Here is a 24,734-nt window from a genome sequence, read left to right as displayed (position 1 = left end):
TGGTGGCTTGCCAAGTTTTATTATCAATTTGCTGCCAAAGTTTTAAGGCTTCCAACCATTTATCCCTCGCCTGTCGCAGTGATTCTGCTGTCCCTTGTTGAAAAAGTTGTAACCCCTCTTGTGACAGTCTTTCCGCAGCAGCGCGAGTTGCATTTTGTTGTGTGTTTTCTGGTTGCTGTGCTATCTGCAACCTTTGATTTCTCTCGGTTGCCCCCACTGACTCCGATAGCAAAACAGCACTCAGCAGGAATATTAAACTGTGGCGGGTGATTTTAGCTAGCCAGCACCAACATAACCCTTGAGACTTTACACTCCTCTCCATTCTTCAGCCTCACAGCCTCAATCAGTGATTAGTTACAGCCCTATCCTGCCGATATTAATTCCCTCTGTTGGTAAAATATTTAATTGTCGCCAGTGATATTGCTGAAACTTTAATGTTGATTCTACTGGGTATCACTAGCGAACTCATCCGTGGTTGCAGTTTTGGTAACGGATTTTTTGGGGAGTGACAGAGGCAGGGGGCAAGGGAGCAGGGGAGCAGGGGAATTGAGGAGGGTTATTCCGGTGAACTAAACTTGCTCAAATCTACATAGTTGGTGTTGGGGCTAGAAACAACTTAAAAAGTGATAAAATTCAAGTAAGAATAAAAAAATATTTCATATAGTTGGATATTTAATATCTCTTTTAGTAGGGTGTGTTAGAGGATGTTTGAAAAGTCTCTATTGGTGTAGCAAAACATTTCAGATCCCCCTAAATCCCCCTTAAAAAGGGGGACTTTGATTCTTGTTCCCCCCTTTTTAAGGGGGGTTAGGGGGGATCAACAAGTGTCTAAAATCATAGCAAACCACTTTTCAAACACGCTCTTATTAACACACCTTCTAAAGCTTTCTAAGTATATGTTTACAAATCAAATATCATTTCTCTAGTAAAAATTATGCAGACACATCCAATTATTAGAGTGACTGACGAAAAACAAATAACTTTACCACCAGAGATTCAATCTCAACTGCAACCTGGTGATGAATACCGAATAATTATTCAAGGCAATTCTATTGTTTTAGAAAAAATTACTCAATCAAATGTAAATTTAGATGATTTTCTCAAAGAATTAGAAACTTTAGAATCTGATCCTAATCAACCCACAATGGAAGAAATTAGCCAAATAGTTAAGGAAGTTAGACAATAACTAAAAATCAAATATGAGTCCCATATGTTAAATAATGCAAAAATACTAGGACTGAGTTCGTAGTAAGGACTTTAGTCCTTTTTTGTTCGCGGAGCGTCTGGCAGAGAGAACTAAAGTTCTCACTACAAACCTTTAATCATTTACCCTGTTCTACTTAATTACGAATTACGAATTACGAATTACGAATTGTACTAAGAGACGCTGTATTACAACGTCTCTCACAAGCGGAAAATCGTAACTTACCGCAACCATCTAGCTGCATCTTTGGCGTGGTAGGTTAATATCAAGTCTGCGCCGGCACGTTTGAAACTGGTTAAGGTTTCCATGACTACACGCTGTTCATCAATCCAGCCATTCAAAGCCGCAGCTTTTACCATTGAATATTCACCAGAAACATTGTAAGCAGCCACAGGTAAGTTACAGGCTTCCTTCACGCGCCAGATGATATCCATGTATGCTAAAGCTGGCTTGACCATGAGCATATCCGCACCTTCGGCAATGTCTAGCTCAATTTCTTTAATGGCTTCCCGCGCGTTACTCGGGTCCATTTGGTAGGTTCTTCTGTCGCCAAATTGGGGTGTCGAATCGGCTGCATCTCTAAATGGCCCATAGTAAGCCGAAGCATACTTAGCAGCATAGGACAAAATGGGGGTGTCTTGGAATCCTGCTTCATCTAAAGCAACACGAATTGCTTGGACAAAGCCATCCATCATTCCGGAAGGGGCGATAATGTCAGCACCGGCTTGAGCTTGGGAAACGGCTGTCTTTTTCAGTAGCTCTAAAGTGGGGTCGTTGAGAACTCTTCCTGTCAAGTCACCAACTTGCAAATAACCGCAGTGTCCATGACTGGTGTATTCACACAAACAAGTGTCGGCAATGACAATCAAATCCGGTACTGCTGATTTTACTGCTGTGGCTGCTTTCTGGACAATGCCGCAATCATGCCAAGCACCTGTTGCATCTATGTCTTTGTCGGCAGGAATACCAAATAAAATGATGGCGGGAATTCCTAGGTCATAAACTTCTTTGGCTTCTTCGACAATTTTATCTACGGAAAGTTGGTACACTCCAGGCATTGATTTGACTTCTTTGGCAATGCTCTCGCCTGGTACAGCAAATAAGGGGTAGATTAAATCATTTGTGGTGATTACGGTTTCTCGTACCATCCGGCGCAGTTGGGGATGGGTACGCAGGCGGCGGGGGCGATGGGTGGGAAACATAAATTTCTGTGGAAAAGTAGGAATATAATGGACACAAGATAAACCGTCACAAAAGTCGGACAAAACTCTGTTATTGTCAGACAGACTACAGACAGTGCTTAACTGTCCTTTGCCCTACTCCTGATCAAGCTGTGGGGCAATTTTGTATTCTACAGGAGGCAGGAGGCAGAAGAATTTTAGATTTTGGATTGAGTATCTAAAATCTAATGTGGTAGATGTCTGTTTCCAGTATGAAGGTAAACAAGTCTCTGAATTTGTCTTGTTAATGAATTAAAGTCGTTGAAAATTATGAATTAACGTTCAATTTTACTATTTATAAATTCTCAATTTTTTGGGAAGTTTTATGATAATTTTTATTAAAAGTTTGTCCTGCGGTTGTTTAAGTGTAAATTAAAACGCAAAGTGGCGCGGAGGTAATCGCAAAGGTGCGCTGAGAGTTTTTTGTGAGTTTGTGTCGGTAATTGGAATGTTACGGTTGCATGAATACTTTTAAATTTTGCATTATTGGTGATGAGCTTCGTTGTTTTAAGATGAAGGGACTCGCTAAAGTAGAAAAAATTAAGTTAAGTAACGTAACAAGGAACTCAATAAAATATTATGTCAACTGAACTTCAGACGGAACTTAGTCAAGCAGTTGAACTTCGCCGTAATTTTGCGATTATCTCTCACCCGGATGCTGGTAAAACTACTCTGACGGAAAAGCTACTACTGTACGGGGGCGCAATTCACGAGGCGGGTGCTGTTAAGGCTCGTCGGGCGCAACGTAAGGCAACTTCAGACTGGATGGCAATGGAGCAACAACGGGGTATTTCTATTACCTCTACAGTATTGCAGTTTGAATACAAAGACTGCCAAATTAATTTACTTGATACGCCGGGACACCAAGATTTCAGTGAAGATACTTATCGGACTCTGGCGGCGGCTGATAATGCTGTGATGTTAATTGATGTGGCTAAAGGTCTTGAACCTCAAACACGGAAATTATTTGAGGTTTGTAAACTGCGAGGTTTACCAATCTTTACATTTATTAACAAGTTGGATCGTCCGGGTAGAGAACCACTGGAACTGTTGGATGAAATTGAGCAAGAGTTGGGTTTGCAAACTTATGCAGTCAACTGGCCGATTGGGATGGGCGATCGCTTTAAAGGTGTTTTTGACAGACATCAGCAACAAATTCACCTATTTGAACGCAGCGCACACGGCAGTAAAGAAGCCCGTGATACTACTGTAGACTTGGGCGACCCCAAAGTTGAGGAACTACTGGAACAGGATTTGTACTACCAACTCAAAAATGATTTAGAACTTTTAGAAGGGGTAGGGCCAGAGCTAGATTTAGATTTGATCCATCAAGGAAAAATGACCCCAGTTTTCTTTGGTAGCGCAATGACAAACTTTGGGGTAGAGTTATTTCTAAAGAACTTCCTCGACTACGCGCTTAAACCAGGTGTCCATACAAGTAGTCTCGGCGAAGTACCCCCCACTTATCCAGAATTTTCAGGGTTCGTTTTCAAACTGCAAGCCAACATGGACCCGAAACATCGCGATCGCGTTGCTTTTATCCGGGTCTGCACTGGTAAGTTTGAAAAAGATATGACAGTGAATCATGCTCGCACTGGCAAAGTTGTCAGGTTATCAAGACCGCAAAAACTCTTTGCTCAAGAACGCGAATCCATTGATACGGCTTATCCAGGTGATGTAATCGGTTTAAATAATCCAGGTGTTTTTGCGATCGGCGATACAATTTATACGGGGCAAAAGCTGGAATATGAAGGAATTCCGTATTTTTCACCAGAACTTTTTGCGTCTCTTCGTAATCCCAACCCCTCGAAGTTTAAGCAATTCCAAAAGGGCATCTCCGAATTGCGAGAAGAGGGTGCAGTACAAATCATGTATTCAAATGATGAAGCTAAACGTGACCCCATTATGGCAGCCGTGGGGCAGTTACAGTTCGAGGTGGTGCAGTTTCGCTTACAAAACGAGTATGGTGTAGAAACCCTGCTGGAACTACTACCCTACAGCGTCGCTCGTTGGGTAGAAGGTGGCTGGGAAGCTTTGAATAAGGTGGGACGTATATTCAACACCACCACAGTCAAAGACAGCATGGGTCGCCCAGTTTTACTGTTCCGCAATGAATGGAACTGTCAACAGTTACAGGGAGATCATCCAGAGTTGAAACTCAGCGCGATCGCCCCAGTGTTTTCTAGTCAAAAAGCAGTAGAAGAGTAAGTGAGTGCTGAGTGCTGAGTTCTGAGTGCTGAGTTCTGAGTGCTGAGTATTAGAAATATTAGCCTTCTGCCTTCTGATAGAAACACTGGGTTGATGTACACGGCATCTGTTGATTCGCGCTTTGCTATAACCGTGGAGCAAATCACACAGATGGAGTGTCAAAATTTCTATGCCTTCACACGCTAAATCGTCTTTGGAGGCTGGTTTAGTTGCCCTCAAACAAGGAAATTATCAAGCAGCGATCGCTCAACTAGAACCTTTAGCAAGTCATCAGGGCAATGAAACTGCTAGTCTGCAAGCTAGGGTAGGGTTAGTGATGGCCTATGCACGCTGTGGTGAAGTCCGCAAGGCGATCGCTCTGTGTCAGTCCCTGACTGACAGTCAAAACCCCAAGGTGAAAGAATGGGCAAAAACGGCTCTTGTACACCTCACAAAAAGCAAAACAAAGCGCAAAAAACCAGACAATACCCAGGTTAATCAGGCATCAAAGCAGCAAACCCAAGCCAAATCTAGCTATTCATCTGCTTTGCCTTCTGTGGGTTTTCAAAATACATTTATTGACAGACAAAATTTAGCCGCTAACCCATTAATCGACACGACAGGTTACGCCAAAACTAAAGAATTTGGCATTTATTGGCGACAAGCAAAACGCGCCAAAGTCTGGCAACCTTTACAAAAACCAAGTTTAATACCCTTGCGACTCCTAGCAGCAGGCACATTCATGGCACTGTTTTGGGTGTTGCGAGAACTGTTTAAGTTTACAACGGGTACAATCAACTGGACTTTAGTTAAACTGCCTTATTTAGAGCCATTGCAGTTGCTCTATCGTGATCCTACCCCAGTCTTAATTAGTGTTTTGTTCGTAGCGATCGCCCTCTCGCCTTGGTTATTAGATTGGTTTTTAGGAGAGTTTTACGGTCAGCGTGAGTTATCAAAAGATATTCTACACAACCATAGTCGAGAAACGCCCCGTGTATTGCATCGCTACTGCCAACAGCGTCACTGGCCATCCCCCCAACTACGAATTTTACCAACATCTGCACCCATAGCTCTCACTTATGGCAATTTACCCAGAAATGCGCGAATTGTAGTTAGTCAAGGTCTGTTAGATCAATTAGCTGATGATGAAATTGCTACCATCTATGCAACGCAACTAGGACAAATCACTTACAAAGATTTTGTTCTCATGTCTTTAATGCTGTTGCTGACGCTACCAATTTACAAACTCTACCAGCAAGTTGCTGTCTGGGGGAATACATCAGCTAAGGGTGTATGGCATTGGCCATTTAGTATCGTCTCTAGTCTCATCTATGGTTTATGGTGTGTGCTGACTGGGACAGCATTGCTATATTCGCGTTTGCGCCCTTATCATAGCGATCGCCTCGCCGCCGAAATCACCGGTAATCCCAATGGTTTGATTCGAGCCTTACTCAAAATTAACATTGGCATTGCTGCTGATATCCAAAAAACAGAATCCACTAGTTGGCAGTTAGAAAGCTTAAATATATTATTGCCAGTTAGTTATCAACAAAGTATTACTTTGGGTAGCATTGCCGGTCATCTCAACTTTGAATCAATGTTGATGTGGGATAATACAAACCCCTATCGGCGTTGGTTGACTCTGAATAACACGCATCCGTTAATAGGCGATCGCATCGAACGTCTATGTCAAATAGCACGGTACTGGCATATAGACCCCGAATTACATCTAGCTAGCCAGCAATCACTCAGTCAGCAAGCATTGACCGTTACCCGTCAATCTTTCTTGTTGCAAATTGCGCCATTCCTAGGGATTCCCCTAGGTTTTTTGTTTGCGGGTTTGATTTGGTCATCTTGGCAAACTGCTTTCGCACTCAAGTTTTTAAATCTCAAGTGGATTTACGAAGATTGGTCATTCGTGATCGGTTGCCTACTAATCTGCTTTAGCATTGGTATGGTAATTAGGATGAACTCCTTTTTTCCAGACATTAAAGCTAATAGCGTCCACACTGATGAACAGTTACCTTACCTGTTAGCCAACCCCTCCAGCATCCCCATCGATAGCGTCAAGGTGCGTTTTGTTGGTAAGTTATTAGGTCGTCCCGGCATTAGTAATGCTTTAGCACAGGACTTAATCTTACAGTCCAGCACAGGTTTAGTGAAACTACACCATGTTTCCTGGTTAGGACAACCAATTTATCATCAAGAATTAATTGGTCGGCAAGTGATAGTTACAGGCTGGTTTCGTCGAGGTGCAACACCCTGGGTAGATATCCAAACCCTGCAAACTCAAAATGGTAAAACCCTCAATAGTCCTCATCCCATCTGGTCTACAGTTATAGCGGTTGTAGCCCAGGCTTGGGGGGCTTATATTTTTCTCACCGGCTAACCCTGCTACGCAAAAGTCAACGAATTTTGGATTTGTTTCACTAGACCTCTTGCATAAATGCTGAAGTTGTCATGTTGAGCGAAGCGAAACATCTCAAAGATTATACATTATTCACAAAGTGTCCCGCAGGGTAGGGGTTGACCAATGCCCAATCATCAAATGTAAATAAATATTGCAAATTTTCTTTTGGAGTGTTACATTTGTTTACAAAATCATTGATAACTGAAATAACTTAGCGTTCCAGCTTGGTAACTACCGTTAGCTGCCTGCGCCAATCTATTGATGTTTATCCTCCCAACACAGCAGGGAACCAACCAGCCAATGGCTGGTTTTTGTTTCCTACTATTCAATATTCGTTCTTGAGAAAATATGTATTTTATGCTACGATACAGTAACTCTATTGCAAAAAAAGTATATGCTGAACTAGCTACGTAGAAAATACCGTGGTAATGTAAGGGATGGTATTTAATTCTGCGGGCGAAGGCATTGAAACAAAAAAAAATGCTGAAGGCAAGAGACAGTTAAAAACAAATTTACAACTTTTAGAATTAAGGTGGTACTAACAGAGCGTTGTATGCGCTTTTGGATTCAATAAGCTTGATCCCAACAAAAAACTGTATTGTATAGATTGACAGTTTGGAGTAAAAAAATTGGTTTATGGCAGTCTTGGTCAATAGCATTTAAAAGCCAATGCCAAGCAATTGTTTTCTTGCCTTGCCATGTTCATTCAACTCTGGAGGTATAGTTCATGTCCGTTCGCCTATATATAGGCAATTTGCCAAAAGAAGAAATAGATCGTCAAGAACTGCAAGCAGTTTTTGCAGCAGAAGGCGATGCTGTCACTACTAAGTTAATCAAAGACCGTAAAACTGGCAAATGCCGGGGTTTTGGTTTTCTAACAGTCAATAATGATGAACAAGCTGACCAAATTATAGAAAAGTATAACGGTCAGATGTTCAAAGAAACACCCATCAAGTTAGAGAAGGCTTTACCTCGGACAAAAGGTGAGGAAGGAGAAGAACAAGCAGCACCAACACCAGCTGCTAGTGCTACCCCCACTCCTAGAGCCAACAAAGAAGGTAGTCGCCGTGATAAAGGTGCTAAAAAGTCTCGTCGCGGTGGTGGTGGACGTGAAACCAGTACAACTACATCTGATTCAGATGCAGTTCGTCCCGATCCACGTTGGGCTTCTGAATTAGAAAAGCTCAAGCAAATGCTGGCTGCTCAAACCACAAACTAGGTGAAAGGAGTGAATGATTAAAAATTAAAAGTCAGATTTTTTTGATTTTTAATTTTTAATCGCTAACGTTTCCGTCATCGCTCAACTGTGGGTTGATTATAGCTACGATTGTGAGTGCGATCGCTGTTGTAGGATAAAATGTGTTGATTGGCTTAATTTGTCTAGACTAATTACCTGCATAGCTCGTTCTACCAAAAATTGCGATGACCTATGGTTGGGCGCAGCCCATCGTACTTAGTTTAGTTAACTCATCAAACTTTTCTGAATCTTCCAGAGTCATCATCACCAGAGTGAGGGCAAGGAACAACTCCTCGACTGGAATCCAATCTCATTACAGCTTTTTGGTACTTTCTTTCTCAAAAAGAAGTCCAATTTGTGATTAATAACCCCTTCAGTCTTATCAGGTGTTGAATTAAGGCTGGAGGGGTTTCCCGTTTTGAATTTAATCTCATATATACAGATGACAGGGAAAAGACAGATTCCCTGCGGAACGCTATACGTCGGCGTAGCCTCTGTCTCTAACGGATAGAACACTATAAGACGTTCCGCGTTCGCATGGCGTCCCGCAGGGAAACTCAGTCGAGTCGCTTTAGCCGAACGATGACAAGGGATAGGAAAGAGGTTGAGTTTCTTTCATTTTTTGCTAGTAAGTAACTGCACTAGTGGGAGGCTCTCAAGAAATCATTCAAAATTCAAATGAATTTAAAAGTCTCTTACACCCCTATACCCTTTTTGAAATTGAACACAAAAAATGTAGCTAAGAAAATTTTAAAAAATCTGTATTATAAGCTACAAAAAGTTATTTTGATATTAGTAATATCAGACACTATTTTAAGTAAAACTATTATTCAGTATTAACCCTGATAACTTAGCATATTTAGGGATTTATTTGATTGATTCTGAATAATTTAGGCTAAAAAATAAGTAAAAATACGGTAGTAAGATTTAATAATAATTACTAAAAATAGTACATCTATTGAGATCAAAACAGTGTTTTAAGTAAAAAGCTGATTTATTAATATTTATAAGAAGTTTATATCTGCATATTTATCGGTAAATAAATAGAGCTTCATCTATCACAAGTATGAGATTTCCGTATAGCTAATTAGGTATAAACAATTTAAATATAACAATAAAGGTAGAAAAGAAAAGTATCATCCTGGCAATAGATAGACAAAAAGATTTGACATATTAAATTAAAATAAAGATTACTCAATGTTCCTACATAATTTCAAGTAAATGCACTGTAAGTAATCTCGAAATAGCCCACAACTTTATTCACATCAGCAACACACAAACTATGAACTCTACCACTGAAAAGCGTATAGCTTTAATTTCTGTCCACGGAGATCCAGCGATTGAAATTGGCAAAGAGGAAGCCGGCGGGCAAAATGTTTATGTGCGTGAAGTAGGTAAATCCCTAGCTGAATTGGGATGGCAAGTTGATATGTTTAGCCGCAGAGTCAGTCCTGAACAAGAGACAATTGTTCAACATACTCCACTCTGTCGAACAATTCGCTTAACGGCCGGGCCGGTGGAATTTGTCCCACGAGATCATGGTTTTAAATATTTACCAGAATTTGTCCAACAATTACTACAATTTCAACTAGAAACTCACATTAAATATCCAGTTGTACACACAAACTATTGGCTTTCTAGTTGGGTAGGGATGCAATTAAAAGCTCTCCAAGGTAGTAAGCAAGTTCACACATACCACTCTTTAGGAGCAGTCAAATATAAAAGTGTAGATACGATTCCTTTAATTGCGACTAAACGTTTAGCAGTAGAAAAACAAGTTTTGGAAACAGCAGAAAGAATAGTTGCTACTAGCCCTCAAGAACAGCAACATATGCGATCGCTAGTTTCCACAAAAGGTTATATTGACGTTATTCCTTGTGGTACAGATATCCAGCAATTTGGCTCGATAGACAGAGCATCTGCTAGAGCAAAATTAGGAATTACACAAGACGCAAAAGTCGTATTGTATGTAGGGCGTTTTGATTCTCGCAAAGGTATAGAAACCTTAGTCCGTGCAGTTAACGAGTCTCAGTTACGCAACTCTGGCAAACTCAAACTCATTATTGGTGGTGGTAGTACCCCAGGTGCTAGCGATGGTAGAGAGCGCGATCGCATTGAAAGCATTGTGCAAGAATTAGGCATGAGTGACTTTACAACTCTTCCCGGCCGTCTTGGTCAAGAAATTTTACCGACTTACTACGCGGCGGCCGATGTATGTGTCGTTCCCAGCCATTACGAACCATTTGGACTAGTAGCAATTGAATCGATGTCCAGTGGTACACCAGTTATCGCCAGTGATGTTGGTGGTCTTCAATTTACAGTAGTTACAGAAAAAACTGGTTTATTAGTACCACCAAAAGATGTAGCCGCTTTTTCAGTTGCGATTGACCGAATTCTGATGAATCCAATATGGCGAAATGAATTAGGTCTAGCCGCTAGAAAACACATTGAATCTAAGTTTAGTTGGGGTGGTGTGGCGGATAATTTGAGTGAACTATATACCCAAATTTCAGCAGCATCAATCCTAGAGCCAGCATTAGTTGGTCAATAAAGGTTGCGATACCCTTAAAAAATAATTATGACTTTTAGTTTGGGGCATGGGGCATTGAAGAACTCTAATTGTCCCCTGTCCCCTATTTCCTACTCCCCTGCATGATAGGAACTGCGAACCAGAGGGGCAGAACGTACATGGCTAAATCCCATATCCTGGGCTAGTTTACCGAGTTGCTCAAATTCCTCTGGTGTCCAGTATTTTTGGACTGGTAGATGTTCTAAAGAGGGGCGCATATACTGACCAATAGTTATGCGATCGCACCCTACTACTCTTAAGTCTCTCATCGCTGTGATCACTTCCTCCACAGTCTCACCATGTCCTAGCATTAACCCTGATTTGGTGGGAATAGTAGAATCGAGTTCTTTAACTATAGCCAATACCCGCAAAGAGCGATCGTACTTAGCACCCCGGCGGACTGGCCCTGTTAACCGTCGCACTGTCTCAATGTTGTGGTTAAAACAAGCTGGCTGGGCTTGCACAATCATGTCTAGACGCTGGCGTTGAGCTACTTCGCCTGCACCTACACCACCCCAAAAATCGGGTGTCAAAACTTCAATTTGCGTATCTGGATTAAGTTGGCGAATAGCTGTCATTGTGCTGACAAAGTGACTTGCACCTTGATCTGGCAAGTCATCGCGGGCTACAGAAGTTAGCACTACATAACGCAATCCTAAAAGCTGTACAGACTCTGCTACCTTTTGCGCTTCTTCAGGATCAATAGGCATGGGTGCATGACCTTTATCTACTTGACAAAAAGCACAAGCACGGGTGCAAGTTGGCCCCATTAATAAAAACGTAGCTGTTTTTTGCGCGTAGCATTCCCCTCGATTGGGACAACGCCCTTCTTCACAAATAGTATGAATTTGGCGTTGCTTAATAATGCGTTGTACTGTGGAGAGTTCACTGGCTTTGCCAATAGAACGGCGTAACCAGCTAGGCATAGCTGCAATTTCTGCTCTGATTTCGGCTGATTGAGAGGAAGTCATAATCAATTCAAAATAGGGGAGTAGGGAGTAGAGAGTCAGGAATTTGAAGGCTTTGAGGATCAAGCCTCAAATTTTACGATGACACAAAATTTCCCCTACGCAAGTAGAGGTTTGGTAAAACACGAGCTGCAACGAGATTTATACCGAAATATACTATCCCCTAATCAATAACAATGTTGAGTATAGTGGGAGCATTCTCACAGTCAATCGGCGTAGCCGTTATTGAAACTTAAATATTCTTTTAGAGCAATCAGTCGTGGCAAGTAACAAAATTCTAGTTATCGATGACACTACCGTTGTCAGGGTAAAAGTAAAAGAAATGCTACCTCCTGGCAATTTTGAGGTATTGGAAGCAAAAGACGGTTTGGAAGGACTAAATTTCATCCGTCAAGAGAAACTCAGCTTGATTATGTTGGATTTTTTACTACCCAAAATGAGTGGTTGGGAGGTTTTCCAGCAAGTTCAAGCTCACCCTGATTTAAGAAAGATTCCTTTAGTCATTATGTCTGGTCGAAAGGAAGAGGTCACAGAGAAAATGACCGAACCTTTTGAGTATTTTGAATTTTTGGGTAAGCCTTTTGACCAAAAGCAGTTAATTGGTGCTATTAAGTCAGCAATGACTAAGGCTAAACTACCACGCCCAGAACCTTTGCCAGTAGCAGTAACCAGCGCAAAAAATGTGACAGCAACTACTGCTACTGTCACAAATGGTTCTGTAGCAACCGTTAGTGTTCCCAAAACTGCGACAGTTGCAAATGCTGAAGCTACTTCTGCGGCTGAAATTCAACTACTGAATGAGAAAATTGCCAAAATGCAAGCAGAGATTGATGGCTTGAAAAAACAGTTAACTCAGGTAGTAACTTTTATTAAACAGAAAATCAAGTAGCAAGAGATAACTCAATACTAGACAAACCCAATCAAGTAATGATCTTCCATCAAACTTTGGGTGTGACGGTGAGAGTGTCAAAAAAATGAGGTAAATATATATTTATTATAGTCCGCCTAAGCGGACTTATTTTGTATGTAGGTGAGTTCAAGTGGCGATCAAGCAGATATAACATTACCAACTGCTTATTATCTTAATATATACTCAATCTAGCTAAATAAACTAGTAGAGTAATGCCTGCGAAGAGCTACCCCAACTTAGCAATGTATCTCATGATATTGATCCTAGGATAATGGGAAAAATAATGCCAGAGATTTATACTCAGATTTCCCAGCTATGCAGAATTAACAACAATGACGCATCTTGGTGTTCAACGTTCTCAAAAGTTGCCTCTACGCTTCATCTTAATTGTCCCTTTTATTATGCAAATTTTCGCCACAGTAGGACTTGTGGGATATCTCTCTTTTAGAAATGGACAAAAGGCAGTAAATGAACTTGCTAATCAACTGATGATTCAGGTAAATCTAGTAGTTGATCAGCACCTAGATACTTACCTCACAACGCCTGATCAGCTTAATAAAATTAATTTAGATGCGGTAGAAATGGGAATGCTGAATTTAAGCGATTTCCAAGCTACAGGCCGTTATTTTGCAAAACAGATGCAAGTATTTAATGTCGGTTATATTAGTTTTGCTAATTCCAAAGGTGAATTTATTGGCGTTGAACGATTAGATAATGGTCAGCTATTAATTAATGAAGTTTCCCAAAACAAGGGAATTGGTAAACTTTATGTTTATACAACTGATAGTCAAGTAAATCGGCGACAATTAATAGCAATTAAAGATTATAATCCTCGGTTAGAAGCTTGGTATAAAGATGCAGTTAAGGTAAATAGACCTGTATGGAGTCAAATATATCAATGGGAAGATAAACCAGAAATTCTGTCAATATCTTCTAGTTATCCTCTGAATCAGAAGCAGCATAAATTTACTGGTGTGCTTAGTGTTGATTTGATATTGTCACAAATTAGTAATTTTTTAGCAGATTTAAAAATCGGTAAAACCGGTAAAATATTTATCTTAGAACGCTCTGGATTAATAGTAGCTACTTCGGCAGATGACTTACCATTTAAGGTAGTAAATGGTAAAGCACAAAGACTATCAGGATTAAATAGTAAAAATACTTTAATTCAAAGTACAACAAAATATTTACAGCATAATTTCGGAAAAATTATAAATATTAAATCCACTCAACAAGCTGTAATAAAAATACAAGATAAAAATCATTTTGTGCAAATTACTCCTTGGCATAACCCATTGGGTTTAGATTGGGTGGTGGTGGTAGTTGTCCCTGAAAGTGAGTTTATGGCGCAAATTAGTACCAATACTCGTACAACTATTTTGTTGTGTTTAGGGGCGTTAATTCTAGCTACTGCACTGGGTATATACACTTCTCGTTGGATAACCAATCCTATTTTAAAGTTAACTAAAGCTAGTAGTGCGATCGCCTACAGTGGACGGAACGCCATCGCATCTGGAGAACTTGAGCAAACAGTAGCGATTTTTAGCATTCATGAACTGAGTATTCTTGCTCAATCTTTTAATCAAATGGCAGATCAACTACGCCAATCTTTTACATTTTTAGAAATCACTAATCAAGAGTTAGAACAACGCGTTGCCCAAAGAACAGCAGAAATTACAGCAGCTAAAGAAGTCGCTGATGCTGCTAACCATGCCAAAAGTGAATTTTTAGCTAATATCAGCCATGAACTTCGTACACCATTGAATGGTATTCTTGGCTATGCACAAATTCTCCAATTTGATCCAAATATCAGTGATGAACAAATGGAGGGGGTTAATATTATTTATGATTGTGGATTTCATCTATTGAATTTAATTAATGATATTTTAGATATTGCTAAAATTGAATCAAAAAAAATGGATCTTTATCCCGAATCTTTTGATTTCAAAAAATTTTTATTAGGAGTTTTTGATATCTGCCGAGTTAAAGCAGAGCAAAAATTTATCGACTTTATTTATCAAGTAGATCATCATTTACCAACTACCATTCAAACTGACGAGAAACGCCTACGTCAAGTTCTAATTAACCTTTTAGGAAACGCTATTAAGTTTACACAACATGGCACAGTAACTTTTTTGGTGGAAGTAATTGATAATTATAAAATAAATCAGCAATTACCTGTATCTACAATTAGATTCCAAATTATAGATACAGGTATTGGAATGACGAATGAACAACTAGAAACAATATTTTTGCCTTTTGAGCAGGTAGGAAATACTTTAAAAAAATCAGAAGGTACAGGTTTAGGACTAGCTATCAGTTACCAAATTGTAGAAATGATGGGTGGTGAAATAAAGGTTGAGAGTATTTATAATCATGGGAGTAAATTTTGGTTTGACTTAGACTTACCAGTGGTTAATATTGGAATAATATCAGATTTATCCATAGTGAAGGAAAATATGATTGGATATAATCAGGAAGCTCATGAGGATAATAGGAAAATAATCTTTCCCCCTTCAGTAGAATTGATAAAATTATATCAAGCTTCTAAAGCTGGTTATATTGTTGATATTCAAGAAGAAATAAGCCGCATTCAAAAATTAGATGAAAAATATAACCAATTTTCTAGGCAAGTTTTACAATTACTAGAAGAGTTTGACGATGAGGTAATTGTCAAAATGATTCAGCCTTATTTAGATTGTTAATTATTTCCAAAAAATTAATTCGGGCATAAATAAAGATGATATCTGGATACTTTTAGAGGAACATTTAGATGAGCGATTCTCTTAAAAACTCAATTTTAATTGTAGATGATATACCTACAAATATCAAAGTTTTATTTGTAATTCTCAATCAAGCAGGATTTAAAGTTTCTGTTGCTAAAAGTGGCAAAAGTGCCTTAAAAAAAGCGGAAGAAACATTACCTAATTTGATTTTATTAGATGTAATGATGCCAGAAATGGATGGTTTTGAAACTTGCTATCAACTCAAGGAAAATCCGATAACTAAAAATATCCCAGTAATTTTTATGACGGCTCGTTCTGACTTAATTGACAAAGTAAAGGGATTAAAACTGGGAGCGGTAGATTATATTACTAAACCCATTGAATATGAGGAAGTATTAGCGAGAATTAATATTCATTTGGAATTACGCCGCACTCAACTAAAATTAGCACAAGAAGAAAAAATGTCTACCTTGGGACAGCTAATATCAGGGATTGCTCATGAAATTAATAATCCAATCAATTTTATTTCCGGTAATTTAATTCATGCTCAAAATTATATTGCAGACCTATTAGAATTATTAAATTTATACGAAAAACATACCAAAAATTCAATTCCAGCGATTCAAACTTATATCAATGAGATTGATCTAGATTTTATTAAACAAGACCTACCCCAGCTATTATCTTCCATGAGAATAGGGACTGAACGGGTTGAAAAAATTGTGCGATCGCTCCGTTTATTCTCGCGCTTAGATGATACACAATTTCAATTATTTAACATCCATGAAGGTATTGATAGCACATTAATTATATTAAGTAATCGAATTAAATCTACATCAACAAGTGCAGAAATTAATATAGTTAAAAATTATGGTGAATTACCTTTAGTAGAGTGCTATGGAGGTCAACTAAACCAAGTATTTATGAATCTTCTTGCTAACGCTATTGATGCTATAGAAGAATCATTAATTGGCAAAATATCTGATACACCCAAAATTGAGATTTGTACAGCCATTACAGATGATCAAACATCTATATCTATTACAATTAGTGATAATGGTATAGGAATTTCTCAAGAAGTTCAAGAAAAAATGTTTGACCAATTTTTCACTACTAAGCCATTAGGAAAAGGGACAGGCTTTGGATTAGCAATCGTTCATGAAATTATAGTAGAAAAACATAGAGGTACTTTAGAAGTAAAATCATCTATGGGAGAGGGAGCGCAATTTTTGATTACTATTCCTATTCAGCAAGCCAGTATGAAGATATCATAAGTATTTATTCTTTATTACTAGAACTGTTGTAATCACTAATTTTATGGGAACTATAATCTTGTATATTCTTGAAATAGAGATAATTTATTGTCCCTAAATATTCATTATTAACTGGGTATACAATGAACAATAAAAATATTTCTAGATAATGGGAGAAAGAGTAAAGTCATTTTCTGATTCTCAAAATAGAAACCAATTGTCAATATTCGCATAATAAAAATACGATTATTTCTATTTTCTAGTATTTAACTTATATTGTTAAACCAATGGATAACTATACAATAAAATTACCATAAAAATGCTTGATAAATCAACAGAAAATAACTTAATTTTAGTTGTAGATGATACTATCACCAATTTAGAAATTATCTCAGCAGAACTGATGGCAGCAGGCTTCACAGTAGCTACAGCCATTAATGGTGAACAGGCAATCCAGAAGATACAATTTCAATTGCCAGATTTAATTTTATTAGATGTGATGATGCCAAAGATGGATGGATTTGAAACCTGCAAATATTTAAAAGCTAATCCAGTTACCCAAGATATTCCAGTTATTTTTATGACTGGAATTACAGATACAGACAGCAAAGTCAATGGTTTAAATTTGGGCGCAGTTGATTACATCACAAAACCTTTCCAAAAAGAAGAGGTATTAGCTCGCATTAAAACACATCTACAACTTAGAAATCTAACGAAAAATTTAGAGCAAAGAGTAGCAGAGCGTACTGCTAAACTTGATAACGCATTACGAGAATTACAAGAATTTCAAGTCCAGCTTGTAAAACAAGAAAAAATGTCTGTGCTTGGGCAGTTAGTTACAGGTATAGCTCATGAAATTAACAATCCTGTTAGCTGTATTTATGGCAATTTAGGTCATGCTTTCATATATTTTCAAAACATGATTAACCTCATTAACCTTTATCAACATCATTATCCTGAACCCATAGCACAAATTCAAAACGAAATCACAGCAATGGATTTGGAATATATTAGTTCTGACTTACCTAACATGATTTCCGCAATGAGAGAAGGGATTCAGCGCATTCGAGATATTAGTAGTAGTTTAAGAATTTTTTCTAGGGCTGATACAGAAAATAAAGTTAAGTGCAATATTCATGAAGGTATTGATAGTACGCTTTTAATTCTCAAACATCGCCTCAAAGGTTCTGAAAATTGTCCTCCTATTGAAATTATTAAAAATTATGGTGACTTACCCTTAATCGAGTGCTTTCCTGGACAATTAAATCAGGTATTTATGAATCTATTAGCGAATGCCATTGACGCTATAGAAGAATCAAATACTGGACGTAGCATAGATGAGATTCAAGAAAATTCTCATCAAATTATTATTCAAACTATACTCAATACTAATAAAAATTTCGTAGTAATTAAAATTAAAGATAATGGTTTAGGTATGTCTGATGAAATTCAGAAAAAAATATTTGATCATTTATTCACTACAAAAGCTGTAGGTAAAGGTACGGGTTTAGGATTATCAATTGCCCAGCAAATTATCGTGCAGAAACATCAGGGGAGTTTAAATGTAAATTCCATTATCGGGAAAGGTTCTGAATTTACCATTACTATTCCTACTGAATAGCTTCTAAATATCTCAAAATCTACCAAGAAATTTTGGGAGTGTAAATACTCCGCTTTGCTCAACAGTAAATTTTTTATACAGATTTGGGAACTATATGGCTAGAGAGGTTGATTCACTAAAGAGTTAAATTGATGTTAAAGATAGTAGTTGGCCATAGCAATGACCCAGACTCCTTAGCAGCAGTGGAGGAACTAATTCAGCAATGCAACACTTCCTTAACTGGAAATATTCCTCAAGCGGGTATTCTGTTTAGTGCTATTGACTTTGACCATATTCTCATCCTGCAACAAATTCATCAGGCTTTTCCAGGAATTGAGTTAATTGGTGGAACTACGGATGGAGAGATTTCTTCAGTCTTAGAGTTTCAGCAAGACTCAATTGCCTTAATGTTGTTTTGCTCAGATGAAATAGAAATTTGTGCAGGTGTTGGACTGAAAGTTTCTCACGATCCGATTGCGGCGACCAAGGAAGCTGTAGAACAGGCAAAAGCTAAAACTACCGCAGTTCCTCAACTATGCTTGACCCATCCAGAGAGTCTGACAACTAGTGGTGTATCAATATTAAATGGTTTAAAACTAGCTTTGGGAGAAACATTTCCCATATTTGGTGGTTTAGCAGCTGATCAGTCAAAATATCAAAATACCTATCAATTTTTTCAAACACAAGTCCTCAGCGATTCTGTTCCAGTTTTATTGTTTTCTGGTAACGTTCTATTTTCCCACGGTGTAGCTAGTGGTTGGTTTCCCATCGGTAAAACTAGCAAAGTCACTAAAGTAGAAAAAAATATAGTCTATGAAATTGATGATAACCCAGCTTTAGACTTCTATCGGCATTATTTAGGTACACTACCACCTTCAATGGAATATCCTCTAGCAATTTTGGAAGAAGATGGAGTGAGTTTTTATCTTAGAGCGCCGATTGCTTATGATGAAACCACAGGTAGCATTACCTTCTTTGCAGATATTCCTGAGCAAGCAACCATTCAAATTTCTGAAGCTGGACATCAAGATATTTTGGTAGCTTCTCACGCATCATTTATGAATGCTATCAATAATTATCCAGGCACAGAACCAGCAGGCGTACTATTTTTTTCCTGTGTAGCTAGGCGGCAAATCTTGGGTATGCAAACCCAACAAGAGTACCTCAATACCAAAAATTATGTTAATCAGTTTTTACCTGCCTGTGGTTTTTATTCTAATGGCGAGATTGCCCCTATAAAATCTGCTGGTAAATCGCAATTTCATAATGAAACATTCGTTACTTTAATTTTAGGAACTAAGTAAACATTCACGGAAATTATGAATTGCGAAGAGAAAATTCAAAAGCTTGAAAAAGCTAATAGGATACTACAAAAAAAATTAGACCGTGCCGCCATAGACCGAATGCAGTTAGAGGAAACTAATAGAAAAAAGGAATCATTACTCAAAAAAGTAATTAATGAATTGCAAGAATCACAAACACAGTTACAACAAAGGACTCTAGAACTAGAACAGACATTAATAAACCTTCAGACAATGCAAGATAAAATGTCTGTTTTGGGTGGATTAGTTGCAGATGTAGCTCACGAAATTAACAATCCTGTCTGTTTCATTATAGGGAACATCACCCCTGCTATCGAATATATTCATGGCTTATTATATCTCATAGACCTCTATCAGCAGTGCTATCCTGACCCACTCAAAGAAATCAAAAACCAGATTAAAGTCATGGATTTGGAGTATGTGTGTGAGGATCTACCCAAGCTCATTATGTCCATGAAAGAAGGTACTGATCGCATTAGTAATCTTAGTTCTAGTTTGCGGATTTTTGCGCGGGCTGATACAGAATTTAAATTACCTTTTAATATTCATGAAGGTATTAATAGCACTCTATTTATCCTTAAGCATCGTTTAAAAGCTAATCAGAACCGTCCAGAAATTCAGGTAATCAAAAAATTTGGAGATATTCCGATAATAGATTGTTTCCCTGGACAATTAAATCAAGTGTTTATGAATATTTTCGCTAATGCAATTGATGCTTTAGAAGAGTCTAACTCTGATTTGAGTTTTGCAGAAATTCAAACAAAAAATAATCAGATTATTATTCAAACATCTTTAGACCACCATAATAATTATGTATTGATTCGGATTAAAGATAATGCTTTAGGGATATCGGAAGATGTGAAAGCTAAAATTTTTGAACATTCATTTACTACTAAACCTGTAGGCAAAGGTACGGGTTTAGGATTATCAATCGCTCACCAAATTATTGTGCAGAAACACGGTGGTACTCTGGAAGTAGAATCTGTATTAGGAGAGGGTACAGAGTTTGCGATCGCTATTCCTATTTACTAACATGATTAAATTAGTTTTTATTATTAACTTAACTTAAATTAAATTAATTATCTCTGGTGTAGAGATTTTAGATAAACTTCGGGGAATTCTACGTTTAGAGTTTTAACCTAGTTATAGATAATTTTATGAACAAAATCCTTCAATCAACCATAAATACTGCGAATATTCATTTGGAGTGAGACATTTTCTTACGTACCTTGATTCGTGAATTATCTGGGACTTTACAGGATGTAGTTGGTTTAGAAGATGCTTCTGGGTTTATCAGTGTAATCGGTCAACGCATGGGTGGACAAATCAACCAAGAATATAAATCAGCCTTAGAAGTACCCCAACTTACTCGTGAGCAAATTGCTGATGTCTTAGTTGATTTAAAAAAACGGATTCAGGGTGATTTTTATATCATCGAACAGAGTGATGAAAAAATTGTTTTTGGTAACAGAACCTGTCCCTTTGCAGAAAAAGTGTTGAATCGTCCAGCTATGTGCATGATGACCTCTAACGTTTTTGGGACGATAGCGGCTGATAATTTAGGCTATGCCAAGGTAGAACTTCAAGAAACCATAGCGTCCGGTGCTAATGGATGTAGAGTTACGGTTTACCTCAAGCCAACAGATGAGTCAGAAGACGCAGAAGGTCGAGAATATTTCAAAAGTACAGATAGTATCTGAGATTTTCTGGCACTAGTCCAATATCCAAAGATGGGTGAGTGCTTGTATATACTCTGAAGTAAATTTATGATGCCTGAACAATTTCTCCAACTAGCCAAAGTGCTACCAGAACCTCTACTTTTGGTAAATAACGAAGGTCATCTGCTAGCTACTAACCAACTAGTAGCAGATATGCTGGGGTTGCGTTGTCGTGACTTACAGGCAAAAAAGCTGATTGATTTTGTTACGGAATCTCCACATGAGTTAAAAGAGTACCTAAAAGCTTGTTCAACGAGTAGAGCAATGGTTATTGGTACTTTAACTTTGCGCCAGCGCAATGGAGAAAAATTAATATGCCGTAGTCAGGGAGCAGTTATTCAACCGTGGTCGCCTGAATCTCCGGCTCTAATTCTTCTCCGCTTAGAAAATAAAGTTATGGCTAACAGTAATTTTATACTATTAAATAAAAAAATAGATGAGTTAAGGCATGAAATCCAACACCGTCAACAAGTAGAATTTGCCCTGGCAAAAGCTAATGAAGAATTAGAACATAGAGTAGAAGAACGTACAAACGCTTTACAAGAAACACTTAAAGAACTACAACTTACTCAAACTCAACTGATACAAGCTGAAAAAATGTCAAGTTTAGGTCAAGTGGTTGCTGGTATCGCCCATGAAATTAATAATCCTGTAAGTTTTATTTTAGGCAACCTTTATCACACTCAACAATACACTAGCAATTTATTAAAATTAGTAGAAGTTTATCAAAAATATCTTCCCAACCCTCCTTTAGAAGTAGAAAAAACTATAGAGACAATAGATTTAAATTTCCTCATTCAAGACCTGAATAAAATTTTTCATTCTATGAAGGTAGGAGCAGAGCGGATTAAGAAAATAGTCAACTCACTACGTAATTTTTCAAGATTGGATGAAGCGAATATTAAAAAAGTTGATATTCATGAAGGTATTGATAGCACTTTAATGTTGTTGTCACATCGATTACAAATTAGGCATCAGTCTCTAACAATCCAATTGATCAAAAATTACGATGTTCAACTACCAAAAATAACCTGTTGCCCTGACCAACTCAACCAAGTATTCATGAATATTATCACTAATGCAATTGATGCACTAGAGGATTTAGAAGATATGGTTCAGGAAGCACCAACAATTACAATTCAAACTAAATTAATTGATATTAATTGGATAGAAATAACAATTGCTGATAATGGAGTAGGAATTAGTGAAAAAAATCAATCAAAGCTATTTGATCCTTTTTTTACAACTAAACCTGTGGGTAAAGGGACAGGTTTAGGATTATCTATCAGTTATCAAATTATAGTTAAAAAACATAATGGCAAACTTAACTGTTACTCAACTCCCGGAGAAGGAGCAAAATTTGCCATACAGCTTCCTATTAGTTTATAACAATTTCAATAAGTGAGCAGCTCATTTTGGTAAATTGCTCTACACAAAGGTATAAGCTAGGCGAACAGAATTTCTTGTTCAAATTAATATTAGTTACAAATATAAAACATGGCTAATAGTTTTTCAACTATTAGCCATTTAGATAACAAAAGGTAGAATTTACAACCCTTCTGGTTTCTCATCAGGTATTATACTTACCTGGTTACTGACAACTGCTGCTGTTTGCAAAATAGCAGTATGAGTAACAGAATTATTTGCCAAAGTAAATAGAGGATTTGACAAAATCCCGGCGAGGGTAGTAGCGATTAAAGTCACTATTAACCCTACTTGTAAAGGTCTAAATCCAGGTAAATTCCAACGTATTTCGGGGTAATTTTTCACTACGTCAGACATTTCTTGGGGTTCTTTAACCACCATCATCTTAACTACACGAATGTAGTAGTAGATAGAAACAACACTGGTAACTAGACCTAGTAGAACTAGCCAGTAAAGACCCGCTTGCCAACCTGCCCAGAAGAGGTAAATCTTCCCGAAAAACCCAGCTAGAGGCGGAATCCCACCTAAAGAAAGCAGGGATAGGCTTAAAGCCAAGGTTAGTAGGGGGTCTTTTTGATATAACCCAGAGTATTCGGTGATTTGGTCTGTTCCTGTCCGTAGGGAGAACAGAATCACGCAGGTAAAACCACACAGGTTCATGAACAGGTAAACCAGCAGGTAAAAAATCATGCTGGCGTAGCCTGCGTCAGTCCCAGCAATTAAGCCAATCATCACAAACCCAGCTTGGGCGATGGATGAATAAGCCAACATCCGTTTCATGCTGGTTTGGGCAAGGGCGACGACGTTACCCAAAATCATGCTGAGAACAGCCAGGGCTGTGAAGACAAACCTCCACTCCTCGGCGACAAGGGGGAAAGCTGTGGTCAACAAGCGGATAGCTAGGGCAAATCCGGCTGCTTTAGAACCAACAGACAAAAAGGCGATAACTGGGGTAGGTGCGCCTTCATAAACGTCTGGTGTCCATTGGTGGAAGGGTGCAGCAGAGATTTTGAAACCAATACCTGCAATCACAAATACTAGGGCAATCACCAAACCCAAGGATTGACCAACATTCGCTTGAGCAATACCATTAGCGATCGCACCTAATTCTGTTTGTCCACCAGATAGACCATACAGTAATGATACACCGTACAAGAATACTGCTGTACTGGAAGCCCCAATCAACAAGTATTTCAGAGCCGCTTCATTAGAACGGGGGTCACGCTTGGTATAACCCGTGAGTAAATAAGAGGATATACTCAGTGTTTCTAGTGAGATGAAAATCATCACCAACTCACTAGCCCCAGAGAGAAACATCCCTCCTAGAGTAGCGGTCAATAAAATCGCGATGAATTCGGCTAATGCAGTGCCACTCTGCTCAATGTAGCGAATTGACATCAGTATAGTCACAACGGCAGACAAGGCAATGATACCGCGAAAGACAATACTGAGGTCGTCACCATTAAAACTACCGCTAAAGGCGATGGGATTGATAGCATCCCATTTAAAACATAGGGCGGCAATCGCAGCTAGTAAACCTGCGATCGCTAGATATCCAATCCAGCGTGAGGATGTGCGCCCTAAAATCAAATCAACAATCAAAACCGCCATGAGGGTGATAATGACAATTCCCTCTGGTAAAATCGTCCCGGCATTTAACTGGGATGCAAGATTAGCAAAATCCATGAGATATATAGGTTTTGGCGATTAGACATCAAGGCTAACTGTGTTCACTCTAGCAATTTTTCCTGCCCAAAGTTGCATTTAACTGACTGTCTTTTGGATCAGGCTTGATTTTAACAGGACTTACGCAACTGTCACAGAGCGATTGCTTTCAGCACCAGCGAAGCTGATGACCTCCGGTCGGTCGGAGACCATCGCTATTTGATAGTACATAAGTATTAATTGAATCCGATTCAGAAAGCTTTGTCAACGCATTAAGAAGTCGCTGTATTAGAAGCAGGGTTTGAGACGCGCTAACCCTG

At 38.4% G+C, this 24,734-nt stretch carries 16 protein-coding genes and 2 pseudogenes; 14 read left to right on the top strand and 4 right to left on the bottom strand.

The window, feature by feature from the left end:
- Positions 1-322 (bottom strand): annotated as a pseudogene (locus VB693_RS06315) (tetratricopeptide repeat protein); the annotation flags it as partial.
- Positions 323-934: 612 nt separating this feature from the next.
- Here VB693_RS06315 and VB693_RS06310 point away from each other — a divergent pair.
- Positions 935-1,186 carry an AbrB/MazE/SpoVT family DNA-binding domain-containing protein gene (locus VB693_RS06310; RefSeq protein ID WP_323265517.1) on the top strand — a complete coding sequence of 84 codons (252 nt, stop codon included), beginning with the start codon at positions 935-937 and terminating at the stop codon, positions 1,184-1,186.
- 239 nt (positions 1,187-1,425) lie between these two features.
- Here VB693_RS06310 and hemB read toward each other — a convergent pair whose 3' ends face one another.
- Positions 1,426-2,406 (bottom strand): porphobilinogen synthase, encoded by a 981-nt coding sequence (gene hemB / locus VB693_RS06305; protein WP_323265516.1) that lies wholly within the window; start codon positions 2,404-2,406, stop codon positions 1,426-1,428.
- A gap of 597 nt (positions 2,407-3,003) precedes the next feature.
- Here hemB and prfC point away from each other — a divergent pair.
- From prfC to VB693_RS06285, 4 genes are all read left to right on the top strand, one after another.
- Positions 3,004-4,632, top strand: coding sequence for a peptide chain release factor 3 (gene prfC / locus VB693_RS06300; protein WP_323265515.1), 1,629 nt, complete (start codon positions 3,004-3,006; stop codon positions 4,630-4,632).
- A gap of 169 nt (positions 4,633-4,801) precedes the next feature.
- Complete coding sequence (locus tag VB693_RS06295) at positions 4,802-7,000, top strand: zinc metalloprotease HtpX (RefSeq protein WP_323265514.1); 2,199 nt, start codon at positions 4,802-4,804, stop codon at positions 6,998-7,000.
- A gap of 748 nt (positions 7,001-7,748) precedes the next feature.
- Positions 7,749-8,240 carry an RNA-binding protein gene (locus VB693_RS06290; protein WP_323265513.1) on the top strand — a complete coding sequence of 164 codons (492 nt, stop codon included), beginning with the start codon at positions 7,749-7,751 and terminating at the stop codon, positions 8,238-8,240.
- A gap of 1,300 nt (positions 8,241-9,540) precedes the next feature.
- Positions 9,541-10,809 carry a glycosyltransferase family 1 protein gene (locus VB693_RS06285; RefSeq protein WP_323265512.1) on the top strand — a complete coding sequence of 423 codons (1,269 nt, stop codon included), beginning with the start codon at positions 9,541-9,543 and terminating at the stop codon, positions 10,807-10,809.
- A gap of 89 nt (positions 10,810-10,898) precedes the next feature.
- Here VB693_RS06285 and lipA read toward each other — a convergent pair whose 3' ends face one another.
- On the bottom strand, positions 10,899-11,798 hold the full coding sequence (gene lipA / locus VB693_RS06280) for a lipoyl synthase (protein WP_323265511.1): 900 nt from the start codon (positions 11,796-11,798) through the stop codon (positions 10,899-10,901).
- Positions 11,799-12,054: 256 nt separating this feature from the next.
- Between lipA and VB693_RS06275 the strand changes: the two genes are divergently transcribed.
- The 9 genes and pseudogenes from VB693_RS06275 to VB693_RS06240 all read left to right on the top strand — a co-directional run bounded on the left by VB693_RS06275 (position 12,055) and on the right by VB693_RS06240 (position 22,713).
- A complete protein-coding gene (locus VB693_RS06275) occupies positions 12,055-12,684 on the top strand; it encodes a response regulator (protein ID WP_190696183.1) in 630 nt (209 codons plus the stop codon).
- 353 nt (positions 12,685-13,037) lie between these two features.
- Complete coding sequence (locus tag VB693_RS06270) at positions 13,038-15,410, top strand: sensor histidine kinase (protein WP_323265510.1); 2,373 nt, start codon at positions 13,038-13,040, stop codon at positions 15,408-15,410.
- 68 nt (positions 15,411-15,478) lie between these two features.
- Positions 15,479-16,705, top strand: a complete 1,227-nt coding sequence (locus VB693_RS06265; RefSeq protein ID WP_323265509.1) for a response regulator — start codon at positions 15,479-15,481, stop codon at positions 16,703-16,705.
- A gap of 298 nt (positions 16,706-17,003) precedes the next feature.
- A pseudogene (locus tag VB693_RS28995) lies at positions 17,004-17,384 on the top strand (response regulator); the annotation flags it as partial.
- Between the two features lie 114 nt (positions 17,385-17,498).
- Positions 17,499-18,305, top strand: coding sequence for a sensor histidine kinase (locus tag VB693_RS28990; RefSeq protein ID WP_416233371.1), 807 nt, complete (start codon positions 17,499-17,501; stop codon positions 18,303-18,305).
- Positions 18,306-18,436: 131 nt separating this feature from the next.
- Positions 18,437-19,588: an FIST signal transduction protein gene (locus VB693_RS06255; RefSeq protein WP_323265507.1), complete on the top strand. Its 1,152-nt coding sequence runs from the start codon at positions 18,437-18,439 to the stop codon at positions 19,586-19,588.
- Between the two features lie 15 nt (positions 19,589-19,603).
- Complete coding sequence (locus VB693_RS06250) at positions 19,604-20,638, top strand: sensor histidine kinase (RefSeq protein ID WP_323265506.1); 1,035 nt, start codon at positions 19,604-19,606, stop codon at positions 20,636-20,638.
- Between the two features lie 182 nt (positions 20,639-20,820).
- Entirely contained in the window at positions 20,821-21,306 is a 486-nt protein-coding gene (locus tag VB693_RS06245; protein ID WP_323265600.1) for a methanogen output domain 1-containing protein, read from the top strand.
- 120 nt (positions 21,307-21,426) lie between these two features.
- Positions 21,427-22,713, top strand: a complete 1,287-nt coding sequence (locus VB693_RS06240; RefSeq protein ID WP_323265505.1) for an ATP-binding protein — start codon at positions 21,427-21,429, stop codon at positions 22,711-22,713.
- A 159-nt stretch (positions 22,714-22,872) separates the two neighbouring features.
- On the opposite strand, the gene VB693_RS06235 is transcribed toward VB693_RS06240, so the two are convergent.
- On the bottom strand, positions 22,873-24,435 hold the full coding sequence (locus tag VB693_RS06235; protein WP_323265504.1) for an NAD(P)H-quinone oxidoreductase subunit N: 1,563 nt from the start codon (positions 24,433-24,435) through the stop codon (positions 22,873-22,875).
- Positions 24,436-24,734 lie beyond the last annotated feature (299 nt).

This window comes from Anabaena sp. UHCC 0399 (assembly GCF_034931465.1).
Taxonomy (GTDB): Bacteria; Cyanobacteriota; Cyanobacteriia; order Cyanobacteriales; family Nostocaceae; genus Trichormus; species Trichormus minutissimus.
Note: the sequence above shows the minus strand (reverse complement) of the source record. Positions and strands in the feature narration are given on the sequence as shown.

Excerpts from the sequence above, each read along its gene's own strand:
- VB693_RS06235 (WP_323265504.1), bottom strand. The coding sequence starts at position 24,435 with ATGGATTTTGCTAATCTTGCATCCCAGTTAAATGCCGGGACGATTTTA.
- VB693_RS06310 (WP_323265517.1), top strand. The coding sequence starts at position 935 with ATGCAGACACATCCAATTATTAGAGTGACTGACGAAAAACAAATAACT.
- prfC (WP_323265515.1), top strand. The coding sequence starts at position 3,004 with ATGTCAACTGAACTTCAGACGGAACTTAGTCAAGCAGTTGAACTTCGC.
- VB693_RS06270 (WP_323265510.1), top strand. The coding sequence starts at position 13,038 with ATGACGCATCTTGGTGTTCAACGTTCTCAAAAGTTGCCTCTACGCTTC.
- VB693_RS06295 (WP_323265514.1), top strand. The coding sequence starts at position 4,802 with ATGCCTTCACACGCTAAATCGTCTTTGGAGGCTGGTTTAGTTGCCCTC.
- VB693_RS06290 (WP_323265513.1), top strand. The coding sequence starts at position 7,749 with ATGTCCGTTCGCCTATATATAGGCAATTTGCCAAAAGAAGAAATAGAT.
- VB693_RS06255 (WP_323265507.1), top strand. The coding sequence starts at position 18,437 with ATGTTAAAGATAGTAGTTGGCCATAGCAATGACCCAGACTCCTTAGCA.
- VB693_RS06250 (WP_323265506.1), top strand. The coding sequence starts at position 19,604 with ATGAATTGCGAAGAGAAAATTCAAAAGCTTGAAAAAGCTAATAGGATA.
- hemB (WP_323265516.1), bottom strand. The coding sequence starts at position 2,406 with ATGTTTCCCACCCATCGCCCCCGCCGCCTGCGTACCCATCCCCAACTG.
- VB693_RS28990 (WP_416233371.1), top strand. The coding sequence starts at position 17,499 with ATGTCTGTGCTTGGGCAGTTAGTTACAGGTATAGCTCATGAAATTAAC.
- VB693_RS06265 (WP_323265509.1), top strand. The coding sequence starts at position 15,479 with ATGAGCGATTCTCTTAAAAACTCAATTTTAATTGTAGATGATATACCT.
- VB693_RS06285 (WP_323265512.1), top strand. The coding sequence starts at position 9,541 with ATGAACTCTACCACTGAAAAGCGTATAGCTTTAATTTCTGTCCACGGA.
- lipA (WP_323265511.1), bottom strand. The coding sequence starts at position 11,798 with ATGACTTCCTCTCAATCAGCCGAAATCAGAGCAGAAATTGCAGCTATG.